Origin of the sequence: Pelagibius sp. (assembly GCF_028289705.1) — a bacterium.
In the GTDB taxonomy this organism is placed as follows: Bacteria; Pseudomonadota; Alphaproteobacteria; order Kiloniellales; family Kiloniellaceae; genus Pelagibius.
Genome location: NZ_JANQOI010000017.1, coordinates 30225 through 53057, shown reverse-complemented (window position 1 = coordinate 53057; position 22833 = coordinate 30225). Strand labels below are relative to the sequence as shown.

The window sequence follows — 22833 nt, the reverse complement described above, 5'->3', positions numbered from 1 at the left end:
GATGACCGAACAGCGAACAAGCAATCGAAGGGAGAACAAAGATGCTCTTGGACGTGCGGACCTACCGGGTGAGGCCGGGCACGCTGAAGGCCCAGTTCGAAGTCTATGAGAAGTACGGCAAGCCGGCACAGACCCGACACCTGGGCCAGCCGGTGGCGTTTCTGCGCACCGAGACTGGCGATCCCAACGAGTACGTCCACATCTGGGTCTATGAGAACGCCGGCGACCGGGAGGCGCGGCGTGCGGCCATGCAGGCCGATCCGGATTGGCAGGACTACTTGCGGCGCGCCGCCGAGCTGGGCGCCCTGATCTCCCAGACCAACAAGCTCATGACGCCCGTCGACTTCTACGACCCGCCGAAGCGCTAGCGGGTCTCTCTTCGACATCTCCGCCTTGCCGGCCCCCAAAGGCCGGCGGGAGCAGAAGGGGTAATCCCTTTTGCCGAGCGTCCAAACCTGCGCGCCGGTCCGTAAATCTGACCAATCGGCAACGAACGGCGGCGGCCTGCGGGTGGGGCGAACCGCCGCATCGACTCAATCGCTTGGAGGAGATGATGGCGATCAAGTTTACGTCGGTGGTGACCAAAGGCCGGCTCGTGGTTGCGAGCTGCGATCGGAACACCCCTTTGCGCATTCGCGTGGTGGTCTGCGGCACATCCCGCAACGGCACTGAGAGGTTCAACCTCGAGATCTACGACATAAACGACGAGCTGCTGCAGCAGACGATTTCCGTTCCGGTGCCCAACAAGGGGAAGTTCCGCGTCAAGCTCGACGAATCCCTGTCGTGCAACTGCGATTGCGAAGTCTCTGGCGGCCTTGATGACAGCGGGGAATCCGAGATCGAGGTCTTTGCCCGCGTGATCGAGGTGGGCAATACGGGCAACACCATGGACTCGAACAAGGTGAACCTGGAGTGCCTTTCCTCGTCGACGGTGAGCATCGTTCCCAAGGGCTGTCACGCGGACGGCCGCCTGGTGCTGACCAGCGCCGGCAAAGCCGCCGCGGGCTCCGACAAGGTGCTGGTGGACTTCAACCCGGACGGCCCGGATATCGCGTTCTTTCCCGACGAACTCGACAGCGACATCCGAATGATCGCCATCGGCCACGACGACCTGCACTTTCCTCATCCGATCCATGCGAGCTGGCGCCTTTCGCCCAACGAGTTGCGCCGCCTGACCGAGTTCGAGGGCGCCGTGGTCGCCTTCAACCCTGAGACACTGCTTTGGGAACCCATTGCCGGGGCGCGGCTCGACGGCAAGGTCGTAACCTTCCCGCTGTACCGCGGCGGCTTCTACGGACTGCTCTCCCACGCGCGCTACCGGGTGAGCTGTGACTCGTTGCTCTTCGGGCAGCCGCCGCGCCGCGGACGGTCTCCGTCCGCTCCCGATCCGCTTCGGCGGCCGGAACCTGCGGGCGCGGCCAAGGTCAAGGTCACCGAAACGGTCTAAGGCAGGACCGCCTTGCTGGGGCGGCCCCGCGCGGTCATCAGGAGGTGACAGACCGCGGGGCCGCCGCACGGCGGATCTTCGTTCATGGCTCGGGATAGGCGATGCGCAGGGTCTGAACCGCTCTGCCAATCACCTCCTCGTCCGGCAGGTCGGCCAAGGCCAGCGTCGGCGGGCCACCGTTGAACGCCATGATGACCGGCCGGCCGAGATACCTGTGCAGATTGAGCCATTGATTGAACTGTCCGCGCGGTAGATCGTTTTCCGGCGTGACAATCCAGGTCGCGGCATCGTCCCAAAATGCCTGGTCGAACAGAAGGTAGACCTTGTCGAGCGTGCCCATGCCGAGACGCTGAATGGCCCGCGTTTTCCGCGCCGGCAGAGGCGGATCGAAGCGGATGGCACCTTTTTTCAGGACGCCCAGGGGCACGGTCACAATGACGGCGTCGAACATCCTGGTGCCGGCACCGCTCAGGCCGATGGAGACACCGTCTGCGCTGAGGGTTATCCGGTCAACCGCCTGCGAAAGAGCGATGGCGTAGTCTCCCTTCAGCGCGTCGAAAATCGGGGCATAGCCGTTTAGAAACTTCACGTCCGGGCCATCGTAATCCTCGTCGTGCCGGTAGGCCGAGAGGTTGAGCTGCTCCGCGTCGGCGCCTGCGCTGTGCTGAACGAGGACGACGTTCTCCAACCAGTCCGCTACCTCGTCATCTTCGATGATGCGTCCGCCCCGGCCTCGGATGACATAGCTGTCGTCGGTTCTGACACGCTCCTGGCCCAGCGAGTCGGCCAGCGCCATCAGGGGATTGCCCTCGATCCCATGGATCCAACTGGCCCCCAGATCGAGGGGGAGCCCGAGGCGCCCGTCGGTCCAGACCCGCCCGCCGATCCGGTCCCGGGCCTCGAAGACGGTGACCGCGAGTCCCTTGCCCGCCAGCCGCTGTGCGGCGGACAGGCCGCTCATGCCGGCGCCGAGGATGGCGACCGTTCGGACATCCTTCTCCAAGACCAGACCGGCCGTTCGCCGGCCCGACTCGTGGGCGGCGTGGACCGTGGCGTTGTAGTGCGGATGAACCGCCTCGCCGGCGAAAAAGAGCTTCCCGTCAACCGGGGCTTCCAGCGCGCGAATGTCTGCGCGCCCCGCGCCTTTGGCAATGTATGAGTACGACCCGTAAGAGAAGGGGTCGCGGCTCCAGTTGGTTCGGATGTAGCCCAGAGGTTGTCGCCCTTCGGAGGCCGCGGCCTGCCACGGCGTGAAGGCCAGGGCCAAACCACTGCCGAGCCCGCGAAGGAAGAGGCGCCGATCCAAGGGTCAGTCTCCGCGGTGATCAGCCGTCAGGCATCGAGAAGAGCCCTGACCGCCGCTGTGAAGCGGTCCAGTTCTTCTTCGCTGTTGTAGTAGTGGACCGAGGCTCGGACCACGTCCGGCAGGCCCCTTTTGGTGGCGTCCAACAGCGTCGAGTTGGGATCGCTGACCGAGGTGTTGATGCGCTGGTCTTCCAGACGCTGCTGGATCTCGACGGCCGGCAACTTCTCCGTCGTGAAGCTGCAGATGCCGCAGCGCCGCCGGCCGATGTCCTGCACCGTGACGCCGGGGACCTCGGCGAGGCGTGCGCGCAGGCCCGCCGCAAGCTCCGCGACCCGCGCCTCGATGGCCGGCAGGCCCAAGTCGAGGGCGTAGTCGACGGCCACACCGAGGCCCAGCACGGCGGCGTAGTTGAACTCCCAGTTCTCGTAGCGCTTGGCGTTGGGGCGCAGTTCATAGCGCCCCGGCTCCACCCACTTGGCCGCGCGCAGGTCGAGGACCGGCGGTTCGACCTGATCCAGGAAATCGCGGCGCACATAGAGAAAGCCGCTGCCGCGCGGGCCGCGCAGGTACTTGCGCCCGGTCACCGAGAGCAGGTCGCAGCCGAGGTTCTCAACGTCCAGATCGATCTGCCCGGCGGACTGGCAGGCATCCAGCAGGAATGGAATGCCGTGGGCGCGGGCGACGCGGCCGATTTCTTCCGCCGGGTTCACCAGGCCGCCGTTGGTGGGCACGTGGGTGACGGTGATCAGCTTCACGCCCGGCTTGGCACAGGCTTCTTCCAGCGCCGGTATCGAAAGCTCCCCCTCCTCGGTGGAAGGGATGGCCTCCACCACCAAGCCGCGGCTGCGGGCCAGCTTCAGGTAGTTCAGGTAGTTGCTGGCGTATTCCGCCTCGCCGGTCAGCAGGCGGTCGCCCGGCTGAAAGTCGAAGGCGAAGAAGGCGGCATTCCAGGCGAGGGTCGCGTTTTCCATGAGCGCGATCTCGTCCGGCGCGGCGTTCAGAAGGCGCGCGATGGAGCTGTAGACCGCCTCGATTTCTGCCCCAGCTTCGCGCGCCGCCTCGTAGCCGCCGATTTCCGCTTCGCGGCGGATGTGGTCGACCTGCCGCGCGACCACCCGGTCCGGCATCAGCGCCGCCCCGGCGTTGTTGAAATGCAGAACGCTCTCGCAGGCCGCCGTTTCCTGCCGCACCTTTGCCAGATCGATCATTCCCGCTCCCCTTGTTGCACCGCCGCTTTGCGCGCTACGAGAAAGGCGGTACTAGATGGACGCTACTAGAAGGATTGAGGGCTTGCTTGGCAAGCCGGCAGTGCAGGGGAGTGGGATGAGATGAGCGTTGACGGCGAGACGCTGCTGGGCCTGGCGCGGCAGGGCGATGCGGCCGGGTTGATGGCGGCCTTGGAGGGTGGCGCCGACATCTCGGCGCGCGACCGCTGGGGCCAGGGCCTGCTGTTTCATGCCGCGGCGCGGGGGGCGGAGGACTGCATCGGCCTGCTCCTGGACCGCGGCGCCGAGGTCAATGCGGCCAGCGATGCCGGGAATTCGCCGCTGATGGCCGCAGCGGCACGGGGGCACGTTCAGGCCGTTCGTCTGCTTCTGGGCAGCGGCGCCGACCCCGAACTGCGCAACAAATGGGGCCAGGGTCCCCACGACTGGGCGCAGTGGAGCGGCGCGGTCGACGAGGTTCGGGCCCTGCTCGCCGGGCGCCTGGATTAGAGGCGCTGGTTCCTATCCTTTGGTTTCGCGCAGCCTCGCCGTCTTCTCGGCGTCGCGCTGGGCCTTGAGCATGGCGCGGCGTTCGCGGTTGGCGCGGTGCCGTTCGGCCCGCCAGGCGCGGAAGACCTTGACCCGGTAGCTGTTGGCGCGCAGGTGGCTGCGCGAATGGTAGTGGCCCACGGCGCGGGTCCAGGACCGCGCCTCGCGGCGGAGGTCCGCCAGGAAGGCAGCGGCATAGCCGGCGTTGCGGGCGGGGTCGAAGGCCTGCTCCAGATCCTCGAAGGCCTCGGGGTGGTGGTAGAGATTGATCTGCATGCAGCCCACGTCGATGTTCTGAACGCCGCGGGCGCGCAGCGCCTGGACGGTCTCGATTGCGGCCTGCTTGCTGGGCAGGAATTGTCCCCTGCCTTCGGCCATGACGGTCCAGGGCCAGGCAAGTCTTTCCCGGCGCTCCGCATGCCAGCGCCCCGATTCGGTCTGCGCGATGGCCGTCAGCAGCAAGGGGGGCAGGTCATGGCCCCGTTCGGCGGCCTGGGCGCTGCTGCGGCAGAGGGTCCAAGCGGTCTCCCCGACCTGAATGCCCGGGTTTGCGGGGCTGTCGGTGGCCGACGCGGGCCCGGACAGGGCTAGCAAAAACACCACTAGAGGGGCGAAAAGCCACGCTGAACGGCGTTTTGGGGGGTGGTCCGGCACCTGTGAGTTGCGGTTTCTCATGCCCGAATTTCAGCAATCCCCGTGCCATGCGGCGGAAACCCTGGCGTGGAGGCACCGTCACAATTGTGCGATGCAAAAGAATTAGCGCGGACTGATTAACCGCAGCATGACATTGAAAAGAAATTTGTATGTAAATCAATGAATTGAGGAAATGGCGGTTGCATTCCGCCTGGGGTGGGCGCATATTGTGCACTGCGATATGGAAACGCCCTCGGGCGCTCCCTATCGCAGTTCCATAGGGCATTTCCTCCCTAAACTTGGGCCGCGACTCGTCGCGGCCCTTTTTTCGCGTGGCTTCCGGGTTACGTGCGGGCAGCGGCCGCCTCAGGCCGGCTCCTGGCGCAGCCGCCGCGGCTCCAGTGCCCCCAGGGCGGCCACCACATCGCGCATGTCGTCGGACAGGGCCCGCAGGGTCGGGCGCCGTTCCATCCGCGCCTCGTCCATATAGATCTGCCGGTTGATCTCGATCTGGAGACTGTGGGTTCCGGCATCGGGCTTGCCGTAGTGGCGCGTGACGAAGCCCCCGGCATAGGGGCTGTTGCGCATCACCTGGAAGTCCTTGCGCAGCAGGATACGCTCGACGGTGCCGGTGATGGCGGGGGCGCAACTGGTGCCGTGGCAGTCCCCCAGGACGAAGGCAACCCGGGTGCCCGCGGCCCGGGCCTGCCCGAGCTTGCCCGCCGAGGGCATGGAGTGGCAGTCGATCAGGATGCAGTGGCCGAACTGCTCCTTGGTCTGCTCCACCAGGGATCGCAGGGCCTCGTGATAGGGCCAGTAGCAGGTCCGGATTCGCTCCAGCCCCTCCGCGAGGCTCAGCTTGCGCTTGTAGATGTTGGCCCCGTTGGCAACCACCCGGGCGATGGTGCCGAGGCCGGCGGCGACCCGCGGCGAGCGGGTGTTGGCGTAGGCCGGCAACTCGCCGTCGAAGATCGCCGGGTCCAGTTCATAGGGCTCCCGGTTGGGATCGACGAAGGCCCGCGGGAAAAGGGCGTGAATGAGCGGCGCCCCCATCTCCGGCGCACAGCCGAAGATCTCGTTGACGAAGCTGTCTTCGGATTGGCGCAGGCTCAGCGGGTCCAGGCAGGAGGAGGCCAGGAACTCCGGCGGATAGTCACAGCCGCTATGGGGGGATGCGAAGACCAGCGGCAGCGTCTGGCGCTGCGGCCAAAGGATCTCGTATGTCTTGTTTGCCTGGGCGCTGGGCGCAATGGCGTCCATAGGTCTCCGGACCTGGCTCTCTGGAAGTCGCTCTCAGATGCTCGTCTCAGTCTCAGTTCTAGGGGATCGCGCTGCCTCTGTCATGCGCGAAGGAGACGCAGTTTCATTGGCGGCTTTGCAGCCTGTCCTCCTGCCATTAAGCTCTCCTTGGGACCCGGGGCGATACCATGGGCCCCAAGGGTCCCGACTGAATCCACGGTCCGCGGCACTGATCTTCGCGAGGCGGTGGTCATTTGGGGCGCTTTCCGGGTCGATTCCATCAACCGCGCACTCCGCGCGAAAGCCAGAACGGGTCTATGGCGCAAATCCTTCTCGCAGAAGACGATGCCTCGATGCGGGAATTCCTCGCCAAGGCGCTCCGCAAGGCGGGCCACCATGTGGTCGCCGTGGGCGACGGCCTCGATGCCATCGAGGCCCTGGACGGATTTCGCGCCGACTTGCTGCTGGCGGACGTCGTCATGCCCGGGCTGGACGGGATCGAGCTGGCGCGCCGGGCGGCCAAGCTGCAGCCGGGCCTGAAGGTCATGTTCATCACCGGATTTGCCGCCGTCGCCCTGAAAAACCGCGACCAGACGCCGCGGGGCGCGCGCATTCTCTCCAAGCCCTTCCATCTGCGCCACCTGGTGGAAGAGGTGGATTCCATGCTCACCGCGTGACGCGGGGCCGGGTTGGTGCGGGCGCGAAGCCGGCCTTGAAAAAGCCCGGCGATGATGCTACTTCGCCTCCTCCCCGGCGGCGGCTGCCCCGGCGGACCTGGGTCGGCACTCCCGGACACCGCAAGGGTGGCCCCTCGAACCGGCCTGAAGGGCGTATAGCTCAGCGGGAGAGCGCCTCGTTGACATCGAGGAGGTCCCTGGTTCAATCCCAGGTACGCCCACCACCCTTCGCCCTGCGGGCTTCGGGTGGCAGGCCACCCGGAACCGCACCTTGGGCGAAGGAGTGTCCGCCGAAGCCTCGGCGCAGGCGGACCGGTTCCAGCTATCTCCCTTCCGCTCCGGAATCCTCAGCGGCGACTCGCGCAGCCGGCTGCGCAACTGCGGCTTGCGCAGTGGCGTCAAATCCCCGTGATTCAGGGCCTTAGGAGCATGGTTCGCCCCGGGATTTAAGGGTCACGTAAGGAATTCCCGCTATCAGAGGTTAATGAGGGCAGGTTTCCCGTAGTCCGGGCTGCCCGCAATCTCCGGCTTCTCGCCAGCCGAGCGAAGGAAATCCATGGCTCAATCCGCCGATACGGCCGAAGGAGCAGCACCCAAGGTTCGCATTCCCTTCTGGATGCGGCTCAAGGCCTGGTGGGACGGCCACGAGCTTACGGTTCGCGAGAAGCAGCGCACGCCCTATGAGATGGGCGACCTCTCCCAGGACAAGGTCCGCTACGATTCCCCCGAATGGGCATCCAAGCGCATCGAGATCATGCAGGAGATCTGGGGCAAGGGCATGGCCGGCCCCGGCGATCCCGCCTACATCCTCAAACTGGTGAAGCCCTTCGCTCTCGATCCGGCCTTCACCGTGATCGATGTCGGCGCCGGCCTTGGCGGCCCCGCGAGGGCCATTTCCGAGCACTTCGACATCTGGATCACGGGCCTGGAGTCGGACCGGGAAATCGCCGATGCCGGCATGAACCTCTCCACTATGGCCGGGCTCGGCAAGCGGGCGCCGGTCCACTACTTCGATCCGGACCATTACGAGTTCCATGAATCCACCATCGACTGCGTCTTCTCCAAGGAAGCGCTCTACCTGGTGGAGGACAAGAAACGCCTGCTGATCGAGATCATCAACATGATCAAGCACCGCGGCCAACTGCTGTTCACCGACTACGTGGTCGCCGAGGGCGCGCCCGCCAGAGAGCTCCAGGCCTGGATGCGCGGCGAACCGGTGCCGCCCCATCCCTGGACCAAGAAGCAGTACGAGGAGGCCCTCACCGAGGCCCAGCTCGACGTGCGGATCAAGGAAGACATCACCGACGAGGTCTATAAGATCATCACCGCCAATTGGTCGGACTTCCTCTCCAGCCTGAAGGGGCGCGAACTAGACCCGCCGACCTCTCATGCCATCTCCGAAGCGGTCGAGCTCTGGACCCGGCGGACCCGGGCGATCGAGGCGGGGGTGCTGAAGCTCTGCCGCTTCCACGCCCTGAAGAAGAACGCGGAGAAGCTGCTGTCCGACTGGTAGCCTGCGGTCTGATGGGCCGTGCCGAAGCGCGCCCGGGGGCTAGGCCGGAACCTTGCCGCGGCCGGCTCCCCCGCGCTTGACAGCCGCCGAAGCGATCCCTATTTTCCCGGCTTTCCGCGCCCAATCCGCCTGTGGCGCGGCGGTAAAGGACAAGACAATGAAGGTCGTTAACTCTCTGAAGACCGCGAAACTGCGGGAGAAGGGCTGCCGGGTGGTCCGGCGCCGTGGCCGCGTTTACGTGATCAACAAAAAGAACCCACGGTTCAAGGCCCGTCAGGGCTGATCGCCGCTGGCCGGCCCGGCTTCAGCCAGGGCCCGGCTGCAGGCAGATGATGACAACGCAAGGCCGCGCCCCCCTCGGGGCGCGGCCTTGCGTTTGCCTGGACGGCGGCCTCGTCACATCGGGGGTTGATCGTCGGCCCACAGGCCCCGGGCATCGCCTGGGTCCCCCATCCGGTCTGCATGGCATGCCAATTCGACCGGAAATCAGCCGCTTTTCGCGAAAAAATGGGGTGAGGCATTGACCGGGCGCCCCCTGCGCGCCATAGTCTTCAAAATTGGTAATACCAATTTTGAACCCTCAGCACCGGTGCCGCCGACAGCGAGTCAGGGCGTACCGGTAACCAAGAAGGGGTTAACTGGGCCAGACGGGGCGACACAGGAAAGCAGACGCCCCTGGGTCAATGGAGGAAGGGTCGCCGCTGTTGCGGGATGGCCGGCCCCTGGGAGAGCGAAGCCATGAAGATGCCCGCGCCCGATCAGGCGGTGATCGAGGCCAAGTTCGACATCGTCGCGGCGCTGCGCGCCATCGTCCCCGGCGAGGGGGTGATCGTCGACGAGGACGAACTGAGGGCCTATGAGACCGACGGCCTGACCGCCTACAAGCAGCTTCCGCTGATCGTCGTCCTGCCGGAAACCACGGAGCAGGTGAGCCGTGTTCTCAAGTGCTGTCAGGAGCGCGGCGTGAAGGTCGTTCCCCGGGGCGCCGGAACCTCGCTCTCCGGCGGGGCGCTGCCGCTGGCCGACGGCATCATCCTCGGCCTCGGCAAGTTCAACCGCGTCCTCGAGATCGACTACGACAACCGCTGCGCCGTGGTCCAGCCCGGCGTCACCAATCTCGGCATCACCCATGCGGTGGAGGCCGAGGGCTTCTACTACGCCCCCGATCCCTCCAGCCAGATCGCCTGCACCATCGGCGGCAACGTGGCCGAGAACTCCGGCGGGGTGCACTGCCTGAAGTACGGCCTCACCACCAACAACCTGTTGGGGCTGGAGATGGTGTTGATGGACGGGACCGTGCTGCGCATCGGCGGCAAGCATCTGGACTCGGAGGGCTACGACCTTCTGGGACTCCTGACCGGCTCCGAGGGGCTGCTCGGGGTGGTCACCGAAGTGACCGTGCGCATCCTGAAGAAACCGGAGACGGCGCGCGCCCTGCTGCTCGGCTTTGAAACGGCGGAGCAGGCCGGCGACAGCGTGGCGGCCATCATCGCGGCGGGCATCATTCCCGGTGGCATGGAGATGATGGACAAGCCTGCCATCCACGCCGCTGAGGATTTTGTCCACGCCGGCTATCCGCTGGAGGTCGAGGCGCTGCTGATCGTCGAGCTCGACGGGCCGCAGGCCGAGGTCGATCACCTGATCGCCGAGGTCTCGCGCATTGCCGAAGCGCACGGCGCGGTGACCAGCCGGGTCAGCGAGAGCGAGGAGGAGCGGCTTTCGTTTTGGGCCGGGCGCAAGGCGGCCTTCCCCGCAGTCGGGCGGATCTCGCCGGACTACTACTGCATGGACGGCACTATCCCCCGCGCGCAGTTGCCTCTGGTTCTGCGGCGCATGCGGGAGATGAGCGAGAAGTACGGCCTTCGGGTGGCGAACGTTTTCCATGCGGGCGACGGCAATCTGCACCCGCTGATCCTCTACGATGCCAACAAGCCGGGCGAGCTGGAGGCGGCGGAGGATTTCGGCGCTGACATCCTGAAACTCTGTGTCGAGGTCGGCGGTGTGCTGACCGGTGAACATGGCGTCGGGGTCGAGAAGCGCGACCTCATGGGCACCATGTTCAGCGAGGCGGACCTGAAGCAGCAGCAGCGGGTGAAATGTGCCTTCGACCCCGAGGCGCTGCTGAACCCCGGCAAGATGTTTCCCCAGCTTCACCGCTGCGCCGAGCTGGGCCGCATGCACATCAGCGGCGGCAAGCTGCCCTTCCCCGATCTGCCACGGTTCTAGGGGCCAAGGACGGCGATGGGCACGACCTTCACGGTGGAAAACCGCGACCAGTTGGTCGAGGCGGTCGCCTGGGCGGCGGCGGAACAGCAACCCCTGGAAGTCATCGGCGGCGCCAGCAAGCGCGGCCTCGGCCGCCCGGTGCAGGCCGCCCACACCCTGGACCTCTCGCGGCTGACCGGCATCACGCTCTACGAGCCTGAAGAACTGGTGCTCTCGGCGCGGGCGGGAACCAAGCTCTCCGAGATCGAGGCGGCTCTGGCGGAGAAGAACCAAATGCTGGCCTTCGAGCCGGCGGATCTGTCGCCGCTGCTGGGCTCGGCGCCCGACAGCGCCTCCATCGGCGGCGCACTGGCCTGCAATCTTTCCGGGCCACGGCGGATCAAGGCGGGGGCGGCGCGGGACCACTTCCTGGGCGTCGAATCTGCTTCGGGCCGCGGCGAGCTCTTCAAGTCCGGCGGCCGGGTGGTGAAGAACGTCACCGGCTACGATCTCTGCAAGTTGATCTGCGGCTCCTACGGCACCCTGGCGGTGATGAGCGATGTCACCGTCAAGGTTCTGCCGCGGCCCCAGAAGACCTACACGGTTCTGATCCTCGGCCTGGACGATGCCACGGCGGTGCAGGCCATGAGCCGCGCCCTCGGCTCGCCCCACGAAGTCTCCGGCGCCGCCCATCTGCCGGCACCTCTGGCGGCCGGGTCCGATGTCTCTTACACCGCGAAGGCCGGCGGTGCGGTGACGGCCCTGCGGGTCGAGGGCCCCGGCCCTTCGGTGGAGTACCGCTGCGCGGCCCTGCGCCGCGAGTTGGCGGACCTCGGCGAGACCGAGGAACTGCACAGTCAGAACTCGCTCGCCTTCTGGAAGGAGCTGCGCGACGTGCGTCCGCTCCAGGCGCCGGCAGAGCGTGCCGTCTGGCGCATCTCCGTCGCCCCGAACGCGGGTCCTGAAGTGGTGGCAGCGATCACAGAGGATTCGGCCTACTACGACTGGGGTGGCGGCCTGGTTTGGCTGGCTATGTCCGCGGAGGGTGACGCCGGGGCCGGGCGTGTCCGCGAAGTGCTGGCGTCTGTGGGCGGCCATGCCACCCTGATCCGGGCGCCCCTGAAGGTGCGTGCCGCCGAGGCGGTGTTCCAGCCGCAGGACCCGGCCATGGCGGCGCTCTCGGCGCGGGTGAAGGACGGCTTCGATCCGCACCGCGTCCTCAACCCCGGGCGCATGTACGCGGGGCTCTAGCGCCGATGCAGACCAACTTCTCCCTCGCGCAGCTTGCCGATCCGGACACGGCGGAGTCCGAGAAGATCCTGCGCAACTGCGTGCACTGCGGCTTCTGCACCGCGACCTGCCCGACCTACACCCTGCTGGGCGACGAACTCGATTCACCGCGCGGGCGCATCTACCTGCTGAAGGACATGCTGGAGAAGGGACGCCCGGCAACAGCCAAGGTGGTGAAGCACATCGACCGCTGTCTCTCCTGTCTTTCCTGCATGACCACCTGTCCCTCGGGGGTGCACTACATGCATCTGGTGGACCATGGCCGGAAGTACATCGAGGAGACCTTCCGGCGACCACTGCCGGAGAGGATGCTGCGCTGGATCCTGGCCTTCGTGCTGCCCAGTCCCTTCCGATTCCGCCTGGCGCTTCTGGGCGCCTACTTCGCCAAGCCGCTGGCGCCGCTGATGCCCGGTCGCCTCAAGGGGCTCCTGGCCATGGCGCCGGCGGAGGTGCGCTCGCCGAGCCGGGTGGACCGCCCCCAGGTCTTCGCCGCCGAGGGAGAGCGCCGCGCCCGTGTCGCGCTGATGACCGGCTGCGCGCAGAAGGTGCTGGCGCCGGAGATCAACGAGGCGACGGTGCGCCTGCTCACCCGCCACGGGGTCGAGGTTGTGGTGGCCCGCGGCGCCGGCTGCTGCGGGGCGCTGGTGCATCACATGGGCAAGGAGGCCCCGGCCCTGGACGCGGCGCGCGCCAACGTCGGTGCCTGGAGCAAGGAGCTGGAGGGCGGCGGCCTGGATGCGGTGATCATCAACGCCTCGGGCTGCGGCACCACGGTGAAGGACTACGGATTCATGCTGCGCGAGGACCCGGCCTGGCAGGAACGCGCGGCGACGGTCGCCGGCCTCGCCAAGGACGTGACGGAGTTTCTCGACAGCCTCGACCTGAAAGCCCCCGACAAGGCGGAACCGCTGACCGTGGCCTACCACTCCGCCTGTTCCATGCAGCACGGCCAGCAGATCCGCCGCCAGCCGAAAGCACTGCTCTCTAAGGCCGGCTTCACTGTGAAGGATGTGCCGGAGGGCCACCTCTGCTGCGGCTCGGCGGGCACCTACAACCTGATGCAGCCGGAGATCGCCGGTCGGCTGAAGGAACGCAAGGTCCGCAACATCGAATCGACCCGGCCGGACGTCATCGCCACCGGCAACATCGGCTGCATGACCCAGATCGCCGGCGGCACCGCAATCCCCCTGGTGCACACCGTCGAGCTGCTGGACTGGGCCACCGGCGGTCCGACGCCGCCGGCGCTTGCGTCATCGGCAAACCGGTAGTTCGCGAACGGCGAACCCGCGCCGAGCCCGTCACTCAAACTTCATCGGTGTCTCTGTTCGGCGCGTCGCCCAGCAGATAGCGCGGCCCCGATCCAAGGCGGCCGGCGCGGTCATCGGGGTTGTAGAGCTTGCAGCGGCTGAGCGACAGGCAGCCGCAGCCGATGCAATCGGTGAGACTCTCTCTCAGGCTTTCCAGCGCGATGATCCTGGCGTCGATGTCGATCCTGAAGGAGTGGCTGATGCGCGCCCAGTCCCTGGCGGTTGGTGTGCGCTGCTTGGGCAACGCGTCGAGCTGAGTACGGATCTGCTCCAGAGAGAAGCCGAGCTGCTGTGCAATCAGGACAAAGGACAAGCGGCGAATGTCCGAGGGCGCAAAGCGTCTGCGGCCCGCCGCGTCGCGCCCGGCGACCACCAGCCCCTTCTCCTCATAGAAGCGGATTGCGGAGACCGCCAGGCCGGTTCGTTCCGCCACGCGGCCGATGGAAAGCGTCTTGATCATCGTTGACCCCGGTTCGGTTCCCTGAGAAAGCGCTTGACCTCAAGTTAACTTGAGGTGGTAGGGCATTGAAGTCCGAATTTGCGGGATCGAGGGCGGCGGCAAGGAAAGCGCCTTGCTTCCAGACCCTCCCGGCCCAGGCGGAGAATAGCGATGATTCCGAGACTGAACGGTTTTGATCACATCCATGTCTATGTCGCCGACCGGAAACGGTCGGAGGACTGGTATGCCGAGGTCCTGGGCCTGAGGCGCGCTGAAGCGCTCATGCACTGGGCCGTCAATGGCGGGCCGCTAACGCTTGAGAACCCGGAAGGCAGTATTCATCTGGCGCTTTTTGAGCGCGCCAACCCAGGCGGCTCGACGGCCATCGCCTTCGGTGCCAGCGGCGAGGGTTTCCTGGCCTGGAAGGATCACCTCGAGAGCAAGGGGCTGGAGCTCAGGATCGCCGACCACAGCATGGCTTTTTCCATGTACTTCCACGATCCCGATCGCAACACGCATGAGATCACGACCTACGACCACGACCTGGTCAGAGAGCGGCTCAACTAGACCGTTTTCGACTTGCGTCGAATCGGTTCCAGCCCGCCTCACTTCTGGGCGGTTTCGATCTTCTGCTCGATGTGGCGGGCCAGCGCCTCGGTGGCCCGTCCGTCCACGGTCAGCCCGTGGTCGCGCTGGTATTCCTCGATGGCATTGGTGGTCTGGGTGCCCTGCACGCCGTCGGCGGGCCCGGGGTTGTAGTTGAGCCGGGCGAGGCCGGCCTGCACCCGGGTGATTGCCGAGGCGTTGGCGGGTTTGTCGTCGCTGGCCCAGATCGGGTCGCCGAGGTTGATCAGGTCCTCGTCGGTTAGCGCGCCGGTCAGGCCGCCCGCCGCAGCGCCGATCAAGACCCCTTCGAGGATCGTCAGCCCGGTGAGGGCACCGACCACGGCGCCTGCGCCGGCGCCAATTCCAGCGCCGGAAGCGGCCCGGTCGCCGGTACTGCTCCCGCAGGCGGAAACCACGAGCGCCGCGCTCAAGACGAGCGCCAAGGCGGAACGGTTCATTGCAAGTCTCCTGGTTTGGCTTGGCCCGACGGTTACTCTGACAGGAGAGTCTAGCACCATCGCGGCACGGCGGCACGCCAAAGCGCTGCTACTGCTGCGCCCGGATCGCTTCGACGAAGGCGATGAGATCGTCGATCTGTTCGGGTGAGACTTCGATGGGGGCGACGAAGGCGGGCTCCCCGGTGGGCGCCGGTACGCCCGGCACCCGCACGAAGACCGGATGCGGCGGGCGCGCGTAGAAGCTCTGCAGGCGCTCCAGGTAGTCGTCGCGCTTGGCCAGCAGCCGGAAGGAGGGCGTACTGTTGATGCCGCCATAGGGGTTGAAGTCGGGAATCACGTGGCAGCGCGCGCAGTGATTGACGGCGATCTCCCGACCCTTGGCCGCCTCGCCCTCCGCCTGGGCGGCGGCGGGCAGGGCGCAGAGTATGCCGAGGGTGGTCAGCAGCCGCGCCGCCGGAGAGATCCCTCGCGTTTTCATCGTGCAAGTCTAGCCGATTCTCGCAGCGGAGGAAGGCGCCGAGTCTGATCCCGCCGGTGGCGGCTTAGGGCTCAGCCGTCACTGAGGCCTGCCAGGGCGAGGCGCTGGGTCTGGATCGCCCGCTCCCAGACCATCTGCTTCCAGTCGTCGGCGTCCTGATAGAAGGCTTCGCGGATCTGGTCCTTGATGGCACGGCCCTTGGCCGAGGCCAGGTCGCCGTGGAGGTGCAGCCAGTTGTCCGCCCTGAGCGCCAGCTTCACCTCTTCCGTCGGCAGCGTGCCGTATTCCAAGGCAATGGCGGTCATGGAGGCCTCCGGCAGGGCCTCTTCCATGCCGATCACATTGAAGCCATGGATCTCAGAGGCTGAGGAGGTGCCGAGGGCGGGGCAGGTGTGGTCATCGCCGTACCATTCGCGCACCCGGGCCAGCCCGTCGGAGCCCGGCGCGGCCGGGCAGATGCGCTCGCCATGACCGCGCGGTCCGAGGCCGGTGTGGTAGTCGATGATGGCGATCTGCTTGGCCTCAGAAAGGTGCCGTCGGAGGATGTCCTTCAGGCTGCGGTGCGACCAGGTGCTTGCCGCTCCGCCGTAGAAGATGCCTTCGGGGTGCCGATACTGTCCGCCGGAAACGGCCCGTTGCAGGGCGTCCATGCCGTGCGCTTCGGCATAGGCTGCCAGCACCTCCCGGGTCTCGGCAATGGTTGCGTCGTCCCAATTGGGCGGGCAGAGCGCTTCGGCCAGTTCGTCGTAGCCCTGGTTCTCCGGAAGGTGACCGGCGAAGTCGACGAAGTTGCGGTTGAGATCGACGTTGTCCTCGGTCACCCGGCGCAGCCAGGCGAAGCCGTGGGGATTGATGGCATGGATGGCCATCTGCGCGATGCCGTTGGCGCTTTCGCCCGCCAAGCCGCTTTCGAACCAGCCGGTCTGCACGCCGGCGCCGCAAAAGCCCTCGGCCCCATGGGTGCCGGAGATGGTCAGAAGAACGCGTTCGGCGTCTTCGGGCCCAAGCCAGGCGACATGGGTGGAAAGGTCTTCTTCCGCAGGGCCCTTGCCCGGGTGGGCATAGGTGAAAAGCCTTGCGTCCGCCGCGCTGGCCGCCGCGGTAAAGCGCTGTCTTGCTTCAGAGTAATCGCGGGAAAAGTATTGCGCCGCCGCCACCGCGCCTCCCCTTCATGCAATTGTGAAAACGAATGCGCGATCCGGCTCTATGGCCGGCCGCAGGATTCGGTCATACTCCAGAATATGAGCAAATTCCTGCAGTTTGTCATGGCCGTCGCGCTTATTTTACTGGCGGCCTCGCCCGGCCGGGCGGATCAGAACGACGCGCGCCTCGACGGGCTGTTCTCGCAGCTCCTCGCGGCGCCTGGCCCGGCGGAGGCCCAGACCATCGAAGCCGCCATCTGGCTGATCTGGGTGCAGTCGGACGATGGCGCGGTGCAGGCGCTCATGCGCGACGGGGTCGATGCCATGTCGCGGCGCGACTTTGGCCGGGCGCTGGGCAAGTTCGAGCAGATGGTGGCCATCGCGCCGGACTTTGCCGAGGGCTGGAACAAGCGGGCCACGGTGCACTATCTGATGGGCAACTTCGGCGAGTCCCTCTCGGACATCGAACGGACCCTGGCTCTGGAGCCCCGCCACTTCGGCGCGCTCTCCGGCCGCGGGCTCTGCTACATCGAGTTGGAGGACGAGAAGCGCGCCCTCGAAGCCTTCGAGGATGCCCTGACCATCCATCCCAACCTGACCTCCGCGGCGATCAACGCCGCCGCCCTGCGCAAAAGCCTGCGCGAGCGGGAGATCTGACCCGGTCGAGATTCACCCCGGGCTGAAGTTCATTCCGAGTCGACGGGCTTGTGCTCGGTGCCCTCGCCGGCGGTCATGAGGACGACCTGGCCGGGTTCGCGCACGGCGATGCGGTGCCAGCAGCCCCGCGGGACGATCGCCGCCTGGCCGGCGGCGACTGCGATCTCCCGCTCGCCCGCCGGCTCCTGCAGCAGCAGCCGCACCGCCCCGGAAAGGACCAGCAGCACCTCGTCGCCGGCGGGGTGCTTTTCCCAATGGGTCATGTTTTCGGTGGCTTCGAAGGCCATGACCAGCCGCCCATCGAGCCGGCGTTTGCCGGCCATGAGGTCCGGCCAGAACTCCGGTGTCAGCGGGATCGCTTCGACGCTGCCGTCGTCGCGCAGTTCCAGATAGGTGCTGGTCAGGCTGTCGGCTTCGGGGGAAGACATGGCACCTCCCGGCCCGGGCCCGGCCCAGGCCTTGCGCGCTTACTGCTCCACCTTGGCGATACGCAGCATGTTGGTGGTGCCCGGCGTCTTGAAGGGCACGCCCGCGGTGATCGCCAGGATGTCGCCCAGGTTGGCGAAGCCTTCGCGCACCGCGATGCGGCTCGCCTTGTCGACCATCTCCTGGGTGTTGGAGACGTCCTCGGTGTGGACGCAGTGGGCGCCCCAGAGCACCGCAAGGCGGCGGGCGGTGCGCAGCTCGTTGGTCAGCACCAGGATCGGCACGTTGGGGCGCTGGCGCGCGGCGCGCAACGCGGTGGAGCCGGACATGGTGTAGTTGACGATGGCGGCCGTCGCCAGGGTGCCGGCCACCTGCGCGGCGGCGGTGGAGATGGCATCGGCGCCGGTCGCCTCGGTCTCGCCGTCGCGGGCATGGATGATGCCGCGGTAGGAGGGATCGCCCTCCGTGCTCTGGATGATGCGGTCCATGATGGCCACCGCCTCGTTGGGATACTCGCCGGCGGCGGTCTCGGCCGAGAGCATCACCGCATCGGCGCCGTCGTAGACGGCGGTGGCCACGTCGGAGGCTTCGGCGCGGGTCGGCGCCGGCGCGGAGATCATCGACTCCAGCATCTGCGTTGCCACCACGACGGGAACCCCGGAGATGCGGCAGGCGTGGACGATCTGCTTCTGGCGCGCCGGGATCGTTTCCGGCGGCATCTCGACGCCGAGATCGCCGCGCGCGACCATCACTGCATCGGAGAGCGCGACCAGCTGCGGCAGGCAATCCAGCGCAGCCGGCTTTTCGATTTTGGTCATCACCGCGGCGCGCTCGCCGATCAAGCGCCGCGCCTCGGTCAGGTCTTCCGGTCGCTGCACGAAGGACAGCGCCACCCAGTCGGCGCCGAGTTGCAGCGCGAACTCCAGGTCATCCCGGTCCTTTTCCGTCAGCGGCGAGATGGGCAGGATCACGCCGGGCAGGTTGACGCCCTTGCGGTCGCGCAGCGGCCCGCCGGTGACGACCTTGGTGATCGCATGGTCCGGCGTGCTTTCCTGCACCTCCAGGCGCAGCTTGCCGTCGTCGATCAGCAGTGCGGTGTCCGGCGAGATGGCGGCGAAGATTTCCGGATGGGGCAGGGGCGCGCGGCTTTCGTCCCCCGTCGCCGGATCGAGATCGAGGCGGAAGGTCTGGCCGGCCTCCAACTCCACGGCGCCGTCCCTGACCGTGCCGATGCGCAGCTTCGGGCCCTGCATGTCGGCGAGAACGCCGATGGGCCGGTCCAGCTCGCGCTCGATCTCGCGGATGGTATCGTAGCGCGCCTTGTGGTCCTCGTGGGTGCCGTGACTGAAGTTCAGCCGAAAGACATCGGCGCCGGAGAGGGCGAGGGTGCGGATGGCATCCTTGTCGGAACTCGCGGGGCCGAGCGTGGCGACGATCTTGGCTTTACGGCTGCGGTGCATGGCAAGGATATTACCTTAGAGGTCTGTTACGACGCGCTGACGATCGCTTGAATTTTCAATGTATACGTTGGATCAGAATCGCACGAAAGTCATTCACGTTGGTGCGCGTCGGTCCGGTCAGCACCAGGTCGCCGAGCTTGTCGAAGAAGCCGTAACCGTCGTTGTTGGCCAGCATGGCCTTGGCGTCGACTTCGGCGGCCTCGGCCCGCTTCAGGCTGTCGGGGGTGACAATGGCGCCGGCATTGTCTTCGCTGCCGTCGATGCCGTCGGTATCGCAAGCCAGGCCGTAGACGGCGGGCAGCCCGTCCAGAGCGACCGCAAGGGCCAGCAGGAATTCGGCATTGCGCCCGCCGCGGCCCTGGCCGCGGACCGTCACCGTGGTCTCGCCGCCGGACAGCAGCACGCAGGGCGCTGCCATGGGCTGGTCGTGCTGGGCCACCTGGCGGGCGATGCCGGCCATCACCTGGGCCACGTCGCGGGCCTCGCCCTCGATGGAGTCGCCCAGGATGACGGGGGTGATGCCGGCCTCCCGGGCCAGCGCGGCCGCGGCTTCCAGGGAGGCCTGGGGCTTGGCGATGATGTGGGACTCGGCGGCGGCAATCCGCGGGTCACCGGGCTTGGGCGTTTCCTCGGTCGCCGCGGCCATCAGCCTGGCCACGCTCGTCGGCGCCTCGATGCCGTACTTCTCCAGGATCGCCTGCGCCTCGGCGAAGGTCGTGGGATCGGCGATGGTCGGGCCGGAGGCGATGACCGCCGGGTCGTCGCCCGGAACATCGGAGATCAGCAGGCTGACCACCCGGGCCGGCGCGGCGGCGGCGGCAAGGCGCCCGCCCTTGATGGCCGAGAGGTGCTTGCGCACGCAGTTCATCTCGTCGATGGCCGCGCCCGACTTCAACAGGGCGCGGTTGACCGCCTGCTTCTCTTCGAGAGCGATGCCCTGCGCCGGGAGGGAGAGCAGGGCCGATCCGCCGCCGGAGATCAGGCACAACGCAAGATCGTCGGGGCCAAGGTCTTCGGCCAGAGCGAGAATACGGCCCGCCGCCTCCCGGCCCTTCTGGTCGGGGACCGGATGGGCCGCCTCGATCACCTCGATGCGGCGGCAGTCGGCGCCGTGGTGGTAGCGGGTGACCACCAGACCCTCGAGGGGGCCGTCCCAGTTGTCTTCCACGGCCTTGGCCATGGCGGCGGCGGCCTTGCCGGCGCCGATGACCACCGTGCGGCCCTTAGGCGGCGCCGGCAGATAGGCGGGCACCGCCTTGGCGGGATCGGCCGCCGTCAGGGCGGCGTCGAACAGCCGGCGCAGAAAGGCCGTCGGATGCTCCTGGGACATGGCTAGTGGCTTGCGGGCTCTGGCGTGGTTTGAAAGGGCTCAGCCATGGGCCGACCCCGAGGTGTCGCGGCCGTTGTCGCCCTGACTGTCATTGCCCGGGCCGTTCGCCGCGGGCGTGGCGGGTTCGTCTTCCTCGTAGCGCGAGAGCACCGTGGTCAGGTGGTCCTTCATGGCCGCGGCGGCGGCATCGCCGTCCCGCGCCTTGATGGCTGCCCAGATGGCGCGGTGCTGGCGCGTGAGGCGCTGGTCGTCGGCTGGGCTGGCATAGAGGCTGTAGCGGTGAAAGGCGAACATCTGCTCCAGGACGTCGCCCAGGACCGACATGAGATGCAGATAGACCGCAGAGCCCGAGGCCTTGGCGATGGCCAGGTGGAAGTTGTGGTCGTCTTCGGCCTTGAAGCGCGAAGGGCGCCCCTCCGCCGTCATTGTGACGAAGGCGCGGTCGATCTCGGCGCGTTGCTCCGGCGTCGCCCGCTCGGCGGCGCGCCGGGCCGCCCAGACCTCCAGGTTCGAGCGGACTTCCGCAAGGTCGTGCAGGTTGTCGCGGTTGGAGCGGACAAGCTGCGCCAGGGCGGAATCGAGCTGGTCGGCCGCAGCGGTGATGCGGGTGCCGCCGCCCTGGACGGCGGTGACGAAGCCCTGGGCCTTCAACTGTTGCAGGGCGGCGCGGATCGAAACCCGGCTCACCCCCATCATGTCGGCCAACTGGCGCTCGCCGGGCAGGCGTTCGCCGGGGGCTAGCTCGCCGCTGGTGATCAGCCGCAGCAACTCGTTGGCGATGCGGTCGGCGACACGCTCGCGGGGTATTTCCTGGAACCTCGGATCCATGCCCTCGCACCGCGGCGCCTCTGCCGCAGCCTCCTACCCAAGCGGATCGTTGGCCGGACCAGCCGATCCTAGTGGCATTTTGGTATCACCAATTTTGAAGACCTTTATGGAGGCCCCAGGGCGGTCCGTCAAGGTAGGGCTCAGGGCCTAAACGGGAATCCGGTTTACGGACACGATCTTACGCCGGTGACGGCCGCCTTCGCCACCCGGTCTACATCGGCGCAGCAGGGCTGGGGCAGACGGTCCCACCGCGACCAGCGCAGCTCCAGAGCGTCGTCCGCGGCCTTCGGCTGCCCGGCCAGCCAGTCGAGGCGGACCGCCACCAGAAGGTGGTGCAGCGGCGCCGAGCCGCTGTCCGTCTCTTCGATCAGGTCGACCGCGGCCAGGACACGGGGGTTGCCCCCGGTGAGACCGGTCTCCTCGCGCAGTTCGCGCAACGCCGCCTCCTCCACCCGTTCCCCCGGTTCCACCTTGCCGCCGGGAAAGCCCCAGTGGCCCGCTTGCGGCGGATTGGCCCGGCGCACCAGCAGCACCTGCGCGCCGGCGGTTACCACCGCCAGAACGGCGAGCCGGGGGCCTCCGGCGCGCGCGTCTTCGTTGGTGCGGGATGGCAGGGCGCTGGGCTGGTTCATCTCTCCCGTGGCGAATGGCTCTGGCTCATGACAGCGGCGATGCGGCATGCTATGGCGAGCCTGTCGATTATCTTCAGGAGGTGCAAGCAATGACCGTCGAATGGCAAGGCGTCTTTCCCGCGGTGACGACCCAGTTCACCCATTCGGAAGCGCTCGATCTCGATGCGACCCGCGCCCACATGGAGGTTTTGATCCGCGCCGGCGTGCACGGCCTGGTGATGCTGGGGACGGTGGGTGAGAACTGCTCGCTGGAGGCCGAAGAGAAGCGCACCGTCTTGCAGTCGGCGATCGAGGTCGCGACCGGGCGCGTGCCGGTGCTGGCCGGCGTCGCGGAAACCACGACTGCGCTTGCCTGCCGCTTCGCCAAGGACGCGGAGGCGCTGGGCGCCGACGGGCTGATGGTGCTGCCGGCCATGGTCTACAAGTCCGACCCGCGGGAAACCATGGCCCACTACCGCGCCGTGGCGCGGGCCTCGGCGCTGCCGGTGATGTGCTACAACAACCCGGTCACCTACGGCATCGACATCACGCCGGAGATGTTCGCCGAACTGGCCGACGAGCCAACCCTGGTGGCGGTCAAGGAATCCTCCGACGACCCGCGGCGCCTCACCGATCTGGTCAATGCCTGCGGCGACCGCTACATCCTCTTCGCCGGCGTCGACGATCTGGTGCTCGAATCGGTGGTGCTGGGCGCCCAGGGAACGGTCGCCGGGTTGGTCAACGCCTTCCCCGAGGAGACGCTGCAGCTCTGGTCCCTGGCGGTGCAGGGCCGCTATGCCGAGGCGCTGGAGCTGTACCGCTGGTTCACGCCGGTGCTGCACCTGGACTGCCATCCCAAGCTGGTGCAGTACATCAAGCTGGCCCAGGCCATGTGCGGCCACGGCAGCGAGACCTGCCGCGCCCCGCGCCTGGCCCTCGAAGGGGAGGAGCGGACCCGCATCACCGCCCTGATCCAGCAGGCCATCGACACCCGCCCGGGCCGCGCAGCGGCCTGAGACCGTCGCCT

25 protein-coding genes and 1 tRNA gene are annotated in these 22833 nt (G+C 67.2%); 13 read left to right on the top strand and 13 right to left on the bottom strand.

The annotated features are described in order from the left end of the window. Positions 1-41: 41 nt before the first annotated feature. On the top strand, positions 42-368 hold the full coding sequence (locus Q0996_RS01850) for an NIPSNAP family protein (protein ID WP_299615403.1): 327 nt from the start codon (positions 42-44) through the stop codon (positions 366-368). A 173-nt stretch (positions 369-541) separates the two neighbouring features. After that, positions 542-1447, top strand: coding sequence for a hypothetical protein (locus Q0996_RS01845; protein ID WP_299615401.1), 906 nt, complete (start codon positions 542-544; stop codon positions 1445-1447). Between the two features lie 82 nt (positions 1448-1529). On the opposite strand, the gene Q0996_RS01840 is transcribed toward Q0996_RS01845, so the two are convergent. Both Q0996_RS01840 and Q0996_RS01835 read right to left on the bottom strand, forming a co-directional pair. After that, positions 1530-2714 carry an FAD-dependent oxidoreductase gene (locus Q0996_RS01840; RefSeq protein WP_299615399.1) on the bottom strand — a complete coding sequence of 395 codons (1185 nt, stop codon included), beginning with the start codon at positions 2712-2714 and terminating at the stop codon, positions 1530-1532. Positions 2715-2779: 65 nt separating this feature from the next. Beyond that, on the bottom strand, positions 2780-3961 hold the full coding sequence (locus Q0996_RS01835) for an aminotransferase class V-fold PLP-dependent enzyme (protein ID WP_299615397.1): 1182 nt from the start codon (positions 3959-3961) through the stop codon (positions 2780-2782). Between the two features lie 120 nt (positions 3962-4081). Here Q0996_RS01835 and Q0996_RS01830 point away from each other — a divergent pair, with 120 nt between their 5' ends. Next, on the top strand, positions 4082-4468 hold the full coding sequence (locus Q0996_RS01830; RefSeq protein ID WP_299615395.1) for an ankyrin repeat domain-containing protein: 387 nt from the start codon (positions 4082-4084) through the stop codon (positions 4466-4468). A gap of 12 nt (positions 4469-4480) precedes the next feature. On the opposite strand, the gene Q0996_RS01825 is transcribed toward Q0996_RS01830, so the two are convergent. Then, a complete protein-coding gene (locus tag Q0996_RS01825) occupies positions 4481-5101 on the bottom strand; it encodes a lytic transglycosylase domain-containing protein (RefSeq protein WP_299615393.1) in 621 nt (206 codons plus the stop codon). A gap of 405 nt (positions 5102-5506) precedes the next feature. Continuing rightward, the gene (locus Q0996_RS01820) at positions 5507-6400 is read right to left on the bottom strand and encodes an N-formylglutamate amidohydrolase (protein ID WP_299615391.1); all 894 of its coding nucleotides are present in this window, start codon (positions 6398-6400) and stop codon (positions 5507-5509) included. Positions 6401-6696: 296 nt separating this feature from the next. Here Q0996_RS01820 and Q0996_RS01815 point away from each other — a divergent pair, with 296 nt between their 5' ends. From Q0996_RS01815 to glcF, 7 genes are all read left to right on the top strand, one after another. Next, positions 6697-7056, top strand: a complete 360-nt coding sequence (locus Q0996_RS01815; protein ID WP_299615389.1) for a response regulator — start codon at positions 6697-6699, stop codon at positions 7054-7056. Positions 7057-7205: 149 nt separating this feature from the next. Next, positions 7206-7280: transfer RNA gene (locus Q0996_RS01810), tRNA-Val, on the top strand. A gap of 332 nt (positions 7281-7612) precedes the next feature. Next, positions 7613-8569: a methyltransferase domain-containing protein gene (locus tag Q0996_RS01805; RefSeq protein WP_299615387.1), complete on the top strand. Its 957-nt coding sequence runs from the start codon at positions 7613-7615 to the stop codon at positions 8567-8569. A gap of 157 nt (positions 8570-8726) precedes the next feature. Beyond that, on the top strand, positions 8727-8852 hold the full coding sequence (gene ykgO, locus Q0996_RS01800) for a type B 50S ribosomal protein L36 (RefSeq protein WP_142895287.1): 126 nt from the start codon (positions 8727-8729) through the stop codon (positions 8850-8852). Between the two features lie 455 nt (positions 8853-9307). Next, on the top strand, positions 9308-10795 hold the full coding sequence (locus tag Q0996_RS01795) for an FAD-linked oxidase C-terminal domain-containing protein (protein WP_299615385.1): 1488 nt from the start codon (positions 9308-9310) through the stop codon (positions 10793-10795). A gap of 15 nt (positions 10796-10810) precedes the next feature. Further along, complete coding sequence (glcE, locus tag Q0996_RS01790; RefSeq protein WP_299615383.1) at positions 10811-12025, top strand: glycolate oxidase subunit GlcE; 1215 nt, start codon at positions 10811-10813, stop codon at positions 12023-12025. Between the two features lie 5 nt (positions 12026-12030). Further along, positions 12031-13332, top strand: coding sequence for a glycolate oxidase subunit GlcF (gene glcF / locus Q0996_RS01785; protein ID WP_299615382.1), 1302 nt, complete (start codon positions 12031-12033; stop codon positions 13330-13332). 34 nt (positions 13333-13366) lie between these two features. Here glcF and soxR read toward each other — a convergent pair whose 3' ends face one another. Continuing rightward, positions 13367-13831 carry a redox-sensitive transcriptional activator SoxR gene (gene soxR, locus Q0996_RS01780; RefSeq protein WP_299615381.1) on the bottom strand — a complete coding sequence of 155 codons (465 nt, stop codon included), beginning with the start codon at positions 13829-13831 and terminating at the stop codon, positions 13367-13369. A gap of 150 nt (positions 13832-13981) precedes the next feature. Here soxR and Q0996_RS01775 point away from each other — a divergent pair, with 150 nt between their 5' ends. Beyond that, positions 13982-14377, top strand: coding sequence for a VOC family protein (locus tag Q0996_RS01775; protein WP_299615379.1), 396 nt, complete (start codon positions 13982-13984; stop codon positions 14375-14377). Between the two features lie 38 nt (positions 14378-14415). On the opposite strand, the gene Q0996_RS01770 is transcribed toward Q0996_RS01775, so the two are convergent. From Q0996_RS01770 to Q0996_RS01760, 3 genes are all read right to left on the bottom strand, one after another. Further along, entirely contained in the window at positions 14416-14874 is a 459-nt protein-coding gene (locus Q0996_RS01770; protein WP_299615377.1) for a peptidoglycan-binding protein, read from the bottom strand. Between the two features lie 88 nt (positions 14875-14962). Next, positions 14963-15352 carry a hypothetical protein gene (locus Q0996_RS01765; protein ID WP_299615375.1) on the bottom strand — a complete coding sequence of 130 codons (390 nt, stop codon included), beginning with the start codon at positions 15350-15352 and terminating at the stop codon, positions 14963-14965. A 71-nt stretch (positions 15353-15423) separates the two neighbouring features. After that, the gene (locus tag Q0996_RS01760; RefSeq protein WP_299615373.1) at positions 15424-16509 is read right to left on the bottom strand and encodes a M14 family metallopeptidase; all 1086 of its coding nucleotides are present in this window, start codon (positions 16507-16509) and stop codon (positions 15424-15426) included. Positions 16510-16617: 108 nt separating this feature from the next. On the opposite strand from Q0996_RS01760, the gene Q0996_RS01755 reads away from it, so the two are divergent. Beyond that, positions 16618-17151, top strand: coding sequence for a tetratricopeptide repeat protein (locus tag Q0996_RS01755; protein WP_299615371.1), 534 nt, complete (start codon positions 16618-16620; stop codon positions 17149-17151). A 29-nt stretch (positions 17152-17180) separates the two neighbouring features. Here the strand turns inward: Q0996_RS01755 and Q0996_RS01750 are convergent, their stop codons facing one another. The 5 genes from Q0996_RS01750 to Q0996_RS01730 all read right to left on the bottom strand — a co-directional run bounded on the left by Q0996_RS01750 (position 17181) and on the right by Q0996_RS01730 (position 21827). Further along, complete coding sequence (locus tag Q0996_RS01750; RefSeq protein WP_299615369.1) at positions 17181-17579, bottom strand: cupin domain-containing protein; 399 nt, start codon at positions 17577-17579, stop codon at positions 17181-17183. A 39-nt stretch (positions 17580-17618) separates the two neighbouring features. Next, positions 17619-19037: a pyruvate kinase gene (gene pyk / locus Q0996_RS01745; RefSeq protein ID WP_299615367.1), complete on the bottom strand. Its 1419-nt coding sequence runs from the start codon at positions 19035-19037 to the stop codon at positions 17619-17621. A gap of 55 nt (positions 19038-19092) precedes the next feature. Further along, positions 19093-20367 (bottom strand): glycerate kinase, encoded by a 1275-nt coding sequence (locus tag Q0996_RS01740; RefSeq protein ID WP_299615365.1) that lies wholly within the window; start codon positions 20365-20367, stop codon positions 19093-19095. Positions 20368-20406: 39 nt separating this feature from the next. Next, the gene (locus Q0996_RS01735) at positions 20407-21195 is read right to left on the bottom strand and encodes a FadR/GntR family transcriptional regulator (RefSeq protein ID WP_299615363.1); all 789 of its coding nucleotides are present in this window, start codon (positions 21193-21195) and stop codon (positions 20407-20409) included. Positions 21196-21359: 164 nt separating this feature from the next. Then, on the bottom strand, positions 21360-21827 hold the full coding sequence (locus tag Q0996_RS01730; protein WP_299615361.1) for an NUDIX hydrolase: 468 nt from the start codon (positions 21825-21827) through the stop codon (positions 21360-21362). Between the two features lie 89 nt (positions 21828-21916). Here Q0996_RS01730 and Q0996_RS01725 point away from each other — a divergent pair, with 89 nt between their 5' ends. Continuing rightward, positions 21917-22822 carry a dihydrodipicolinate synthase family protein gene (locus Q0996_RS01725; RefSeq protein WP_299615359.1) on the top strand — a complete coding sequence of 302 codons (906 nt, stop codon included), beginning with the start codon at positions 21917-21919 and terminating at the stop codon, positions 22820-22822. The last annotated feature ends 11 nt before the right edge of the window (positions 22823-22833 follow it).